Genomic DNA, 12,762 nt, shown 5'->3' with positions numbered 1-12,762 from the left:
ATTATATAACAATTAAATTGAATTAAATAATATTATTTAATTGTTATTATAAATTTATTATAGACTACACATTGAAGTAAAAGAAATAGCTAAAATTATTCCTTTTATTTTTGTTTTTTGTATCTATTTGGTATAATAGTATTAGAGCATATAATAATTTAGGCAAAGTTTTTAAACAAGTTGGTAAGTATAGCATATTTGTATAAGACATTATTAGAGTATGAGGTGAATTTATGGAAGAGAGAAAACTAGCACAAAACAATGAGATAGAAGCTCTCATAAAAAGATTAAAGAGAATAGAAGGTCAAGTTAAGGGTATACAAAAGATGGTAGAACAAGAACGTTATTGTGTTGATATATTGGTTCAAATATCTGCTATAAGGTCTGCTATAAACAGAGTAGGCACAATTATCTTGGAGAATCATATAAAAGGATGTGTAGCAGAAAGTATCAAGCATGATGATGGTGAGCAAACTGAAGAGATGATAAAAGAACTTATGGATACTATAAATAAATTTACAAAATAAGGAGGCGGTTAGTTATGAATCAACAAGGATTTATTATGGAAATTGTTGATGATAAAACTGCAAAATTAAAAATGCAAAGACATTCAGCTTGTGCTGCTTGTGGAAAATGTGCTACTACAAATTCAGCAGAGTCAAAAGAAATATTAGTAGAAGTAGATAACACAATTGGTGCAAAAGTTGGTGACCATGTAGAAGTGAGTATGGATAATATGAATGTATTAAAAGCAGCTGTAATGGCCTATATAATACCTCTTATAGCACTTCTTGTTGGAACAATAGGGACTTATTATATATTGGGGGCAATTGGGATGACAACTGGGGTTGAAGCCGTAAGTGGACTAGTTGGAATTTGCCTTACAATGCTTTGTTATTTGTACTTAAAGAAGAATGACAAAAAATTCAGAGATAGTAGAGAGTTTATACCAGTAATAACAAGAATATTAATTGACCTTTAAAATAATTAAAAATAGCAATGTACCTTTTGGATAAATACTCAATGTGTATTTGCAAAGTTTTAGTACATTGCTATTTTTATATTTTTATTTTGATTTTCTGTAAGGAATAAAGTTTTTTCTGATTTTTAAAAGGTTCAATGTTCTTACAAGAGAAGTTACAACTAATACACCAAGTGATATTGCAGCACTTAGAAATAGTGCATCTGTACCTTTTGACATAGCCAGAGAATAATTCTTCTGAATCAAAGATAACATTGTATTGTATAGTCCAATTCCTGGTATTAGAGGAAGAATACCTGGAATTACGAACACAATAGCTGGTTGCTTTAGTTTTCTAGCCAAAGTCTCACTACATGCAGAAACCAAAGCAGCAGCTATAAAACCTGCCAAAACTGCATTTGTGGTAAAATTAAATAAATAAACATACACAATCCAACCAACTCCTCCAGTTATTCCAGCTGGAAGAAGTAGATAAAGTGGGGCATTAAAGAAAACAGCAAATCCAGCAGTTGCAATGCCTGAAAATAAAAAATGTAAAATCATCGACATATCAGTCATTAGAAAGGACCTCCAATTCTATACCATGTATCAAGAACAAAACCAACTCCAGAAGCAATTGCAATAATAATCATAGAAGCATCAAAAGCACGAGAAATTCCTGATATTAAATTACCTGAAATTAAATCTCTAATGGCTTTTATAAAAGCAACTCCTGGGAGTAGTGGCATTATGGCACCAACTATAAGCATTTTAGGGTCGTCTAAAATGCCGATTTCAACTAGTAGAACTCCTGAAAGTGCAATTAAAAAAGAAGATACTAAACAGGAAAACGCAGATATAGCACTTATCTTCATCGTTTTATCATAAGTAATTGCAGCAAAGATTGCTATTATAAACGTAAGTATAAAATTTAATACATAATTCCCTCCAAGCAAACAAGCAAAACAAGCAGATGCAATTCCTGTACAAGAGTAAAATAACCATAAAGGATAAGGTTTTACATCTTGGATTTCATAAAGACGTGCAATGGCATTATCAATATCATACTCTTTGTCACTAACAAATTCTCGAGAAAAACTGTTTAATAAAGAAATCTTATTTAAGTTTATACCTCTTGATTGAATCGTTTTCATAAACGAAAAGCCATCAAATTTTTCATCTGAAATAATTATTACTGTAGGAGTTGTAAAAATATTTACATGATAAAATCCTCTTGACCTGCATATTCTAAGGACACTGTCTTCAACCCTAGATGTTTCAGCTCCATTTTTTATCATAAGTTCCCCTACAAACAGAGCTAATTTTAGAATATTTTTCTTATATTCAAGTTCCTCATTTTGATTCATAAATTCACCTCCAAATTAAAAAACGTAATATTGAAATTATATCAAATTTTTAAGTAATATTCCTTAATATATATATAAATATATTATCTTTTTTTTATTTCAAAATAGTCACATTTAAATTATATCCAATTAAAAGAATTAGACAATATTATTTATTATATTTTAACTTAAAAATAAAGAAAATAACTATATTAAATATGGAAAAATAGGAAAACACTTGACTATTAGTTAGTAAAGGACTATAATAATAAATTATCATATTGATAAAAACGAAAATTATGAAATATCTGTAAAAATAAAATTTGAATAATAACTAGGAGGAGTAATATGTTTGAGAACTTGAAAAAAGCAGATCCTGAGATTTATGAAAGTATGAAAAGAGAGTTAAAAAGACAGCAAAGAAATATTGAATTAATAGCATCTGAAAATATAGTATCAGTTCCAGTAATGGAAACTATGGGAAGTCATCTTACAAATAAGTATGCAGAAGGTTACTCAGGCAAAAGATATTATGGTGGATGTGAATATATAGATGAAGTTGAAACTCTTGCAATAGATAGAATCAAAAAAATATTTAAAGCAGAACATGCTAATGTTCAACCTCACTCTGGAGCAAATGCAAATATTGGCGTATATTTTGCTATGCTAAAACCAGGTGATGTTGTTATGGGAATGAATTTATCTCAAGGTGGGCATTTAACTCATGGTGCTCCAGTTAATATTTCTGGTCAATATTATAAATTTTATGAATATGGTATAGATAAAGACAGTGGACTTATAGATTTTGATGAAGTTAGAAAGATAGCACATGAAGTAAAACCTAAAATGATAGTTGCAGGAGCAAGCGCGTATCCTAGAGAGATAGATTTTAAAAAGTTTAGAGAGATAGCTGATGAGGTTGGAGCATTGCTTATGGTAGATATGGCTCATATAGCAGGTCTTGTGGCTGCTGGTCTTCACCAAAATCCATGTGAAGTGGCTGATTTTGTTACAACAACAACTCACAAAACTTTAAGAGGACCTCGTGGAGGTGTTATTCTTTGTAAAGAAAAATATGCTAAAGCTATAGACAAAGCAATATTCCCTGGGACTCAAGGTGGACCTCTTGAGCATATAATTGCATCTAAAGCAGTTTGTTTTAAAGAAGCTTTAAGTGAGGAGTTTAAAAAGTATCAAATACAAGTTGCTAAAAATGCAAAAGCTTTAGCTGAAGAACTTATTAAAAGAGATTTTAAATTGATTTCTGGGGGTACAGATAATCATTTAATACTATTAGATTTAACTAATAAAAACATAACTGGTAAAGCAGCAGAAAAAAGATTGGATGATGCTTATATAACAGCTAATAAAAATACAATTCCATTTGACCCAAATGGTGCTCTTGTTACAAGTGGAATAAGACTTGGTACTCCAGCTGTAACTACTAGAGGTATGAAAGAAGAAGATATGGCGGTAATTGCTGAGGCTATAGACCTATGTTTAACTTATGATGAAGAATCTAAGGCTAGAACATTGGTTGTTGGTTTAACTGAAAAGTATCCTTTATATGAAGAATATAATATTATGGATTAATTATAAAGAATAATTAAGTAAAATGTATTTAAATAATTACAATGATTGTGTATGTATTTGAATATATATAGATATAAAGAAGGTGTCTCAAAATGAACTTTTTAGTTCATGAGGCACTCTTTTTTGTATGAAATCAAATATATTTTCATCATTTCAATAATGAAAAATATGCTTATCTTGAGACAGAGCCTTTGTGTTTTTTAATTAAAACTTTAAGATTTCTTAAGAATTATACTAGGTTTTTCTAAAGATTTAAAGTCTATACTTATAAATATAGTAATTAGAGGAAAAGAAAGACTTTAATGAGGAGGGAATCTTATGAAAGTATTAATTCTTACAGGAAAATTTGGTATGGGTCATTACTCAGCCTCAAATTCTTTAAGTGAAGATATAAAAGCAAAATTTAACAATTCAGAAATAATAATTAAAGATATATTTGAATACATTATGCCTAACTATTCAGAGAAAATGTACAAGACATTTTCTATTCTTGTAAATCGGGGAAGTAGTCTTTATAATTTGTTTTATAAATGTACTGAAAATGGAAAGAAAGATATAAAATTTACTTTTTCAGATTATTTTTTAACTAAATTAGATAATTTACTTAATGAAGTACAACCAACAGTAGTTATTTCAACTTTTCCATTCTGTTCTCAACTAGTATCAAGATATAAGGAAAAGTACAATTCAAATCTTCCTTTGATAACATGTATAACAGATATAAGTAGTCACTCAGAATGGATTAGTAAAAATACAGATTGTTATTTAGTAGCTAGTAAATCTACTAAGGAAGAACTTGTTTTTAAGGGAATAGATGAAACTAAGGTTAAAGTTAATGGTATTCCAGTAAAAAAAGAATTTAAAAGAATAGGACATATAAATCATTCAACTAAAAAAAATATTCTCATAATGGGTGGAGGATTAGGATTACTACCTAAATCAGAACAATTTTACAGAGAGTTAAATGATTTAGAAGGAGTAAAAACTACTGTAATAACTGGTAATAATAAAAAAATGTACTATAAACTATGTGGTAGATATGAAAATATAGAGGTAGTAGGTTACACTAATGAAGTATATAAATATATGAAAAATGCTAACCTTATTATTTCTAAACCAGGTGGAATAACACTATTTGAGACTATTTATTCAGAACTTCCAATATTAGCATTTAATCCATTTTTACAACAAGAAATGGATAATGCTGGTTTTATATTAAATAATGAGATTGGGAGAATACTTGGTAAAAATAAAAAATACTATGTAGATGAGATAAAAGATTTAATTTATGATGATGCTACTCTCAAAGAAATGAGTGGCAATATGAAAGAATTAAAAAAACAGTTTGATAATAATACCTTAGAAAATATTTTATTTTCATTTGATGAACAAGGAGCGTGTAGAGAATGTATGTAGTAGGTTTAATTATATTTGTTGCATTGATTTTTTTAGCCCATTCAATTATACCTACATACTATAATAAACTATTAAATAAAGAGGTATTAAAGAATATGACTGGAGAAAATGAAATTGCACTTACATTTGATGATGGACCAGATAAGAGATATACAGAAAAATTACTAGATGTGCTGAAAGAAAATAATATACAAGCCATGTTTTTTGTGGTTGCAAAGAATGCTGAAAAAGAGCCTGAAATTATAAAAAGAATGTTAAGAGAAAATCACATAGTCGGTTTACATTCATTGGAACATAAAAATGCATGGCTTTACAGTTACAATTATGTTAAAAAAGATTTTATGGAAAGTGTAAATATAATAAAAAATTTAGGTGTAGATATAAACTATTATCGTCCACCGTGGGGGCATACTAATATATTTTCAAACTACTTTGTTAAAAAATATAATCTAAAAATGACCTTATGGGATGTAATGGCAGAAGATTGGAGTAAAGATAGTACTGTAGAGATTATTATAAACAAGTTGATGAGTAGAACAAAAGAAAATTCTATAATTTGCCTGCATGATGCGGGTGAAAATTCAGGAGGTGCAGTAGATGCACCTGAACGTACTATTGAAGCTTTGAAAATAGCCATTCCAAAACTTAAAGATAGTGGTTTTAAATTTGTAACACCAGAAAGGATGTAGTTATGATAAGTAAAACTGAAAAGAAAAATAAATGCCTAGGTAGTGTAGCTTTTTTAGTTTTACTAATGGGCATAACAGGATATTTTGTTTTTAGAGGACAATCAATTGAATCATTAATAGAATCATTAAAAGGTGCAAGTCCTATGTTTATACTAATTGGATTTGCGATGATGATTATATATGTTGCTTGTGAAGGTATAAATATATATTTAGGTATAAAAGCGTTAAAGCAAAAAACAACTATTTTAAAATGTATGGGATATGCTTTTATTGGATTCTATTTTAGTTCAATTACACCTTCAGCATCAGGAGGTCAACCAGCACAAGTTTATTATATGAAAAAAGACGATATAAATATTTCTTATTCTTCACTTATACTATTAGTTATTGTTGTTATTCATCAAGTAGTTATATTGGCATATAGCGGAATAATGTTCATTATGGAGCGTGAATTTATACTAAACAACGTAAGTGGAATGAATATTTTACTAATATATGGTGTAATAACGAATTTTGCTCTTGTAATTGGAGTAATTGCAATTATATTTTCAAAAAAATTGGTAAATAATTTTATAATATCAATAACAAACTTATTAGGTAAGCTAAGAGTAATAAAAGATGTTGAAGGAGCTAGAAAAGTTATAACTTCTCAAATTGAAGAGTATATAAAAGGAGCTCAATATATAAAGCAGAATCCAAAGCTTGTAATACAAATTTTAGGCATAACCATTATACAAATAACAGCTATGTTTTTAGTACCGTTCTTTGTATACAAAGCTTTCCATCTGTCAACATATACTGTATTTGAGATATTAGCAATACAATCACTACTTAATATTGCTGTTTCATCACTACCATTACCAGGAGCTGTTGGGGCTTCTGAAAATAGTTTTATGACATTATTTAAGATATTTTTCCCAGGCAATTTACTAGTGCCAGCGATGTTACTTAGTAGAGGAATAAGTTTTTATGCATTTGTAGCTATAAGTGGATTGATATGTATTGTAGTACATGTAAAATCTTCTGAAAGAGTAAAATCAGTAAAAAAAGTTGCTTATATAAGATAATATTATGTAGATTATTTTTATTAATATATCAATTTGTGTATACATTTTAATTGAATTTTAAATATGTTTACAAGTGTAGAAAGTATTAAAATGTATGACATTGCTAAGCTTTTGCTAATAAAGTATAATATTTTATATAGTTTGAAATATTTAAGAAATATAGCAAAAAAAGGAGCTTAGCGATGAATAAAGAGATTCCAAAAAAAATTTTAGTAGCTGATGATAATCCTGAGATTAGGGAAATCGTAGAAATACTTTTAACTGGTGAAGGTTATGAAGTTATTATGGCAACGAACGGAGAGGAAGCTGTAAACTTAGTAGATAGTACGATTGATTTAATTATTTTGGATGTTGTTATGCCTGTAAAGACTGGGTTTGTTGCATGTAATGAAATTAGAGAAAAAACGACAGCTCCAATATTATTTTTGACTGCAAAAACTCAAGATTCTGATAAGGTTATTGGATTTTCAGCAGGAGGAGATGACTATTTATCAAAGCCTTTTTCATATTCTGAATTAATTTCAAGAGTTAAGTCACTACTTAGACGTTATTATATATATCAGGGAAAGGAAAAGGAAAGAGAGGTAAACATATTAAAAACAAAAGAATTATGTGTAAATTTAGATACTCAAGACGTTACACTAAATGGGGAAGCTGTGTTTTTGACAACTATAGAATATAGTATATTAGTTCTTATGTTGAAAAATAGAAAAAAAGTTTTTTCATCTGAAAATTTATATGAAACTATTTGGGATGAGTAGTATTTTTATACAGCAAATAATACAATAATGGTTCATATTAGAAATTTAAGAAAAAAATTAGAAAAAGACCAAAAAAATCCGCAATATATAAAAACTGCATGGGGAAAGGGGTATTATATTGATTAGCAAAATTAAGCCATCAAAGTTGGGAGTTATACTATTGATATATGTAGTAATCTCAGCTGCAGTGGCTTTCATTTTAAATATACCATTTTACTCTGCTGTTGAATCTATAGTAAAAGATGTATCAGAAGGAAAAGTGTATTTTAAAAAAGAAGTAGACCAACTTATGGATAATTTCCAAATTTATGTGAATGACAATGGTATAAGTTCAGATGATGGAGACGATATAGCAAAATGGAATGGTGATAATTGGTTTGTTTCTATGAAGATATATAAAGGAAATAAGGTTTTTTATGATACATTGTACTATCCTAATGAAGTGCCTGATAAGAGTGAGGAAAATGAATTTTATAGTAGCCCCATGGCTAGAAGTTATGAGATACAATTTTCTGATATTAAAACTAATATAATTGTAGTAGCTTTGTTTAGATTTAGATTTCAAAATTTTATAGAAGCAATTTCTATTACATTCATGGCGCTTACATTTATTATAACATTCTTACTATTGTTTAGTAGAAAGATAAAATATCTAAGAAAAATAGAAATGGGTATAAAGATAGTAGAGAGTGGTAGTTTAAAGTATAGAATTCCAGTAAAAGGTAATGATGAATTATCATCACTTGCATCTAGTATTAATGAGATGAGTCATACATTGGAGAATCAACTTATAAAAGAAAGAGAGATGAAGAATAAAAATAAAGATATAGTAACTTCAATATCACACGATGTTAGAACTCCATTAACATCAGTAATTTGTTATTTAGATTTAATTAAAGACCATAAATATAATAGTCCTGAACAATTGGAACAATACATAAAAAATGTAAGGTCTAAAGCATATCAAATAAAAGACTTAACAGATGACCTTTTTACCCATTTTGTTAATTCTGGAGAGGAAGTTTCAAAAGGGTATGAAAAAATAAATGCTAATGAATTTATTTTTCAATTGCTTTTAGATAGTTCATATACATTGGAGGAGAAGGGATTTCATATAACAATAGAGAATGAGCTTTATAACCAATATCATATTTATGTAGATGTTACACAATTTAGAAGAATATTTGATAATTTATGTTCTAATATAATAAAATATGCTAGGAGAGATAAGTCTGTATTATTTTTAATTAAAGTGGAAGATTCTAAATTATTAATTATACAAAAAAATAGAGTAAGCAACTTTTCTAAGAATGTAGAAAGTTTTGGAATTGGTATAAAGAATTGTGAGAAAATAGTTGCATATCACAATGGAAGTATAAATGTAAGTTCAGATGATAAAGAATTTTCTATTGAAATATCTATTCCAGTAAAAGAATCATAAAAATTTAAATTGTATATTGTGTAATTGACTATTGTGTACCTGTAAGCAAGTAACAAGTTTACTTACAAGACCATATAATATTATTATCTTAAAAAAAGGGGACATAATAATATGGTTTTGACAGGAGCACATTATATTTACATTCTATTTATGGTAATTATATTAATTACTATGATTATGAAAAAGGATACAATAGTACCATGTATATTAGGTGTTTTTTTTATGGGCTTGTTCTTTGAAAAAAATATTTTTGGTGCTATAACAGCAGTATTTAACTCTTTTATTATATCTTTAAATGAATTGGGACCAATTATTTTAATTATAGCTATTATGGTTGCTCTATCTAAAGCTTTAGAAGCTAATAATGCTATACAGTATATGGTAAGACCGTTTTCGAGGGTTATAAAAAATTCTAATACAGCATTTTTTGTAACTGGATTTGTTATGTTAGTTCTTTCTTGGTTTTTCTGGCCAACTCCAGCTGTCGCCTTAGTTGGAGCTGTATTTTTACCTGTTGCTATGAGAGCTGGATTACCAGCAATTGGTGTTGCAGTAGCATTAAATTTATTTGGTCATGGTCTTGCCTTGTCTACAGACTTTGTTATTCAAGGAGCTCCAAGTATAACAGCTGGGGCAGCAGGAGTTGCAGTATCATATGTTATAAATGATGGTATGATTTTGTTTTGGGTTATGGGAATAGTAACCATATCTATGGCATTTTATACATTGAAAAGAGACATTAACAAAGGCATGTTTAGAGAAGAACTAAAAGGTTTTGAAAGGGAAGAAGTAGAAGAGTTTAATGGAAAATCTAAAATAGCAACTATTTTAGTAGCTTTAGGATTTCTCGCTGATATAATTGCTATGTATGTGTTTGACCTAAAAGGAGGGGATGCATCAGCTCTTTTGGGTGGAACAGCAGTATTTTTAATAATCATTATAAATACTATAAATTTTGGTAAAGGTAGTTTTGAAAATGTATGTGAGAATATAATAGATGGTTTTGTATTTGGTATAAAAATATTTGGGGCAATTATACCAATAGCAGCATTTTTCTATATGGGTGAAGTTGCACCTTTGACAGGTGTATTTGGAAAAGTATTAGCACCAGGTTCACAAGGTTTATTATCTGATATAGGTATAGCTCTTTCTCAAACAATACCACTTAATAAATTTGCTGTATCAGGTATAGAAACTGTAGTAGGTGCAATAACTGGGCTTGATGGTTCTGGATTTTCTGGAATTTCATTAGTTGGTTCACTTGCCTCTGTATTTGGAACTGCTATCAATGCAAGTGTTGGTGCATTAGCTGCATTAGGACAAATCAGTGGTATATGGGTAGGTGGAGGATGTCTAGTTCCTTGGGGGCTTATTTCAGCAGCCGCAATTTGTGGAGTTAGTCCAATAGAATTGGCAAAGCGAAATTTTGTTCCAGTTATAACCGGGTTGGTTGTAACAACCATAGTAGCAATGTTTATTATTTAATAAATTAAATAAACCTTTAATTGTACAAATTAAAAATAGATGTGTAGCTATAATTTATCATAACGGTTTTATTAATTCTAAGCCATACATCTATTTTTATTGATATTTTTATTAGTATTATTTAATAGAATAATATTTTTTATTATATTATATATAATATCTAAAATACTATTATCTATTTAGTATATTGCCAAATTTCCTGATATTTTATTGCTTGCCCTACCAACATATATAAGGCATCACAAGTTCTTTTACCTATACTATTACCAAACAAAAACTCTAATTTTAATTTATTATTTTATCATCTATATTATATTAACTATACTAGTTTGTAGACTTTAGGTGTAATTCTAAATATTAATACTCTAAGAGTTCAAATTCATATCCTAGTTTTCTTGCATTTGATATAAAATCATTTAAAATTTCTGTACTAGTTTTGGAAACTGCATGTAGTAACAAGATAGAACCATCATGTAGATTATCCATTATTTTTTGTGTTGCCTCTTCATGTGATGGTTGTTTTTCAGTATCCCAATCTCTATATGCAAAACTCCAAAATACAGTCTTGTATCCTAAATTTTTAGTCATTGCCAAGCTTTTTTCTGAGTATTTTCCCATAGGAGGTCTAAAAAATTTAACCATATCTTTTCCAGTTACATCTTTATATAGTTTTTCAACATCATAGAATTCATCATTAAAGTTTTTTAAATTACTTGTTTTTGTTGGCATAGATGGATGAGTCTTACTGTGATTTCCAACTATATGCCCTTCAGAAACCATTCTTTTTACTAAATCGTTATTTTCTTTTATATATGGAGATGTAACAAAAAAAACCGCTTTAACTTGATTTTGTTTTAAAATATCGAGTATCTTTGAAGTGTATCCATTTTCATAGCCTTCATCAAATGTAAGATATAATGTTTTCTGACCATCCTTTGTAGGTCCATTGTATATAGCATCATAGTCAGAAAATTTAAATCCAATCTCAGTATTTACTTCTGGTGTTTTATGTTTATTGTTTGGTATATAAAACCAATCAAGAGCAGTGTTATCTAAAGAGGATACATCTAGTTTGTTATTATCATTATTATTAGTGTTTTTTGATGGTTTATCTGTTCCGTCTGAAACGACCACATTGGAAGTATCCTTATCACTATCTATTTTTTTAGTATCTTCTTGTAATTGTGTTTCATTATTTCGATTTGTGTTTTGCTTGCTTTGTGAATTTGAACATCCAACAATAAAAAAAATAGATATAAAAAGTAGTGTTAAAAAATATAATACCTTTCTAAACATTTTGAAGCTCCTTTCTGAATTAATAACAATTACATATAGTATTATTATAATTGTAAACTATTATTAATAATAGTTACATCTTTAAAAATAAAGTCACAATAGTATGATAAATTATGAATAATCAATAAATAAAAAAATAAAAAAATAAAAAAAGTAGTTGACCATACTGTGAGAAGGTGTTATTATAGTAAATGTGCTCAATAAGAAGTAACAAAATGATAAGCACAAAGAAGTTAATTGAATGAAATGAACTTTGAAAATTAAACAGTAGGTTAATTTATAAACAAGAAACAAACCATAAAGCCAGATATTTTGATAACAATAGTATCTGAGCCTGATAAACTTTTATTTGAGAGTTTGATCCTGGCTCAGGATGAACGCTGGCGGCGTGCCTAACACATGCAAGTTGAGCGATTTACTTAGGTAAAGAGCGGCGGACGGGTGAGTAACGCGTGGGTAACCTACCCTGTACACACGGATAACATACCGAAAGGTATGCTAATACGGGATAACATATTTGAGAGGCATCTCTTGAATATCAAAGGTGAGCCAGTACAGGATGGACCCGCGTCTGATTAGCTAGTTGGTAAGGTAACGGCTTACCAAGGCGACGATCAGTAGCCGACCTGAGAGGGTGATCGGCCACATTGGAACTGAGACACGGTCCAAACTCCTACGGGAGGCAGCAGTGGGGAATATTGCACAAT

Annotated in this window: 13 protein-coding genes and 1 rRNA gene; 11 read left to right on the top strand and 3 right to left on the bottom strand. The window is 28.9% G+C overall.

Annotated features, from left to right (window positions below; genetic code table 11):
* Positions 1–233 precede the first annotated feature (233 nt).
* Together IR152_RS14220 and IR152_RS14215 are read left to right on the top strand one after the other, a co-directional pair.
* Positions 234–527: a metal-sensitive transcriptional regulator gene (locus IR152_RS14220; protein WP_227452598.1), complete on the top strand. Its 294-nt coding sequence runs from the start codon at positions 234–236 to the stop codon at positions 525–527.
* 14 nt (positions 528–541) lie between these two features.
* Positions 542–982, top strand: a complete 441-nt coding sequence (locus tag IR152_RS14215; protein WP_227452597.1) for a SoxR reducing system RseC family protein — start codon at positions 542–544, stop codon at positions 980–982.
* A gap of 84 nt (positions 983–1,066) precedes the next feature.
* On the opposite strand, the gene IR152_RS14210 is transcribed toward IR152_RS14215, so the two are convergent.
* Both IR152_RS14210 and IR152_RS14205 read right to left on the bottom strand, forming a co-directional pair.
* On the bottom strand, positions 1,067–1,540 hold the full coding sequence (locus IR152_RS14210) for a threonine/serine exporter family protein (RefSeq protein WP_227452596.1): 474 nt from the start codon (positions 1,538–1,540) through the stop codon (positions 1,067–1,069).
* Complete coding sequence (locus tag IR152_RS14205; RefSeq protein WP_227452595.1) at positions 1,540–2,328, bottom strand: threonine/serine exporter family protein; 789 nt, start codon at positions 2,326–2,328, stop codon at positions 1,540–1,542. The genes IR152_RS14210 and IR152_RS14205 overlap by 1 nt, the downstream gene beginning before the upstream one ends.
* A 327-nt stretch (positions 2,329–2,655) precedes the next feature.
* Here IR152_RS14205 and glyA point away from each other — a divergent pair, with 327 nt between their 5' ends.
* From glyA to IR152_RS14170, 8 genes are all read left to right on the top strand, one after another.
* A complete protein-coding gene (gene glyA, locus IR152_RS14200; protein ID WP_227452594.1) occupies positions 2,656–3,900 on the top strand; it encodes a serine hydroxymethyltransferase in 1,245 nt (414 codons plus the stop codon).
* 318 nt (positions 3,901–4,218) lie between these two features.
* On the top strand, positions 4,219–5,316 hold the full coding sequence (locus tag IR152_RS14195) for an MGDG synthase family glycosyltransferase (protein ID WP_227452593.1): 1,098 nt from the start codon (positions 4,219–4,221) through the stop codon (positions 5,314–5,316).
* Entirely contained in the window at positions 5,307–6,005 is a 699-nt protein-coding gene (locus IR152_RS14190) for a polysaccharide deacetylase family protein (RefSeq protein WP_227452592.1), read from the top strand. Before IR152_RS14195 ends, IR152_RS14190 begins: the two co-directional genes overlap by 10 nt.
* Positions 6,006–6,007: 2 nt before the next feature.
* Complete coding sequence (locus IR152_RS14185; protein ID WP_227452591.1) at positions 6,008–7,072, top strand: lysylphosphatidylglycerol synthase transmembrane domain-containing protein; 1,065 nt, start codon at positions 6,008–6,010, stop codon at positions 7,070–7,072.
* A gap of 182 nt (positions 7,073–7,254) precedes the next feature.
* Complete coding sequence (locus tag IR152_RS14180) at positions 7,255–7,833, top strand: response regulator transcription factor (protein ID WP_413927507.1); 579 nt, start codon at positions 7,255–7,257, stop codon at positions 7,831–7,833.
* 27 nt (positions 7,834–7,860) lie between these two features.
* Entirely contained in the window at positions 7,861–7,959 is a 99-nt protein-coding gene (locus tag IR152_RS20495) for a winged helix-turn-helix domain-containing protein (RefSeq protein ID WP_413927506.1), read from the top strand.
* On the top strand, positions 7,952–9,274 hold the full coding sequence (locus IR152_RS14175; RefSeq protein ID WP_227452590.1) for a sensor histidine kinase: 1,323 nt from the start codon (positions 7,952–7,954) through the stop codon (positions 9,272–9,274). The genes IR152_RS20495 and IR152_RS14175 overlap by 8 nt, the downstream gene beginning before the upstream one ends.
* Positions 9,275–9,385: 111 nt before the next feature.
* Positions 9,386–10,759: a hypothetical protein gene (locus tag IR152_RS14170; protein WP_227452589.1), complete on the top strand. Its 1,374-nt coding sequence runs from the start codon at positions 9,386–9,388 to the stop codon at positions 10,757–10,759.
* 357 nt (positions 10,760–11,116) lie between these two features.
* On the opposite strand, the gene pdaA is transcribed toward IR152_RS14170, so the two are convergent.
* The gene (pdaA, locus tag IR152_RS14165) at positions 11,117–12,055 is read right to left on the bottom strand and encodes a delta-lactam-biosynthetic de-N-acetylase (protein WP_227452588.1); all 939 of its coding nucleotides are present in this window, start codon (positions 12,053–12,055) and stop codon (positions 11,117–11,119) included.
* A 345-nt stretch (positions 12,056–12,400) separates the two neighbouring features.
* Here pdaA and IR152_RS14160 point away from each other — a divergent pair.
* A 16S ribosomal RNA gene (locus tag IR152_RS14160) occupies positions 12,401–12,762 on the top strand; the annotation flags it as partial.

The sequence above is a fragment of the Clostridioides sp. ES-S-0108-01 genome (assembly GCF_020662285.1).
GTDB lineage: Bacteria > Bacillota > Clostridia > Peptostreptococcales > Peptostreptococcaceae > Clostridioides.
Note: the sequence above shows the minus strand (reverse complement) of the source record. Positions and strands in the feature narration are given on the sequence as shown.

What these genes read in the sequence shown, in the direction of transcription:
- IR152_RS14220 (WP_227452598.1), top strand. Translation starts at nt 234, where the DNA reads ATGGAAGAGAGAAAACTAGCACAAAACAATGAGATAGAAGCTCTCATA.
- IR152_RS14215 (WP_227452597.1), top strand. Translation starts at nt 542, where the DNA reads ATGAATCAACAAGGATTTATTATGGAAATTGTTGATGATAAAACTGCA.
- IR152_RS14210 (WP_227452596.1), bottom strand. Translation starts at nt 1,540, where the DNA reads ATGACTGATATGTCGATGATTTTACATTTTTTATTTTCAGGCATTGCA.
- IR152_RS14205 (WP_227452595.1), bottom strand. Translation starts at nt 2,328, where the DNA reads ATGAATCAAAATGAGGAACTTGAATATAAGAAAAATATTCTAAAATTA.
- glyA (WP_227452594.1), top strand. Translation starts at nt 2,656, where the DNA reads ATGTTTGAGAACTTGAAAAAAGCAGATCCTGAGATTTATGAAAGTATG.
- IR152_RS14195 (WP_227452593.1), top strand. Translation starts at nt 4,219, where the DNA reads ATGAAAGTATTAATTCTTACAGGAAAATTTGGTATGGGTCATTACTCA.
- IR152_RS14190 (WP_227452592.1), top strand. Translation starts at nt 5,307, where the DNA reads ATGTATGTAGTAGGTTTAATTATATTTGTTGCATTGATTTTTTTAGCC.
- IR152_RS14185 (WP_227452591.1), top strand. Translation starts at nt 6,008, where the DNA reads ATGATAAGTAAAACTGAAAAGAAAAATAAATGCCTAGGTAGTGTAGCT.
- IR152_RS14180 (WP_413927507.1), top strand. Translation starts at nt 7,255, where the DNA reads ATGAATAAAGAGATTCCAAAAAAAATTTTAGTAGCTGATGATAATCCT.
- IR152_RS20495 (WP_413927506.1), top strand. Translation starts at nt 7,861, where the DNA reads ATGGTTCATATTAGAAATTTAAGAAAAAAATTAGAAAAAGACCAAAAA.
- IR152_RS14170 (WP_227452589.1), top strand. Translation starts at nt 9,386, where the DNA reads ATGGTTTTGACAGGAGCACATTATATTTACATTCTATTTATGGTAATT.
- pdaA (WP_227452588.1), bottom strand. Translation starts at nt 12,055, where the DNA reads ATGTTTAGAAAGGTATTATATTTTTTAACACTACTTTTTATATCTATT.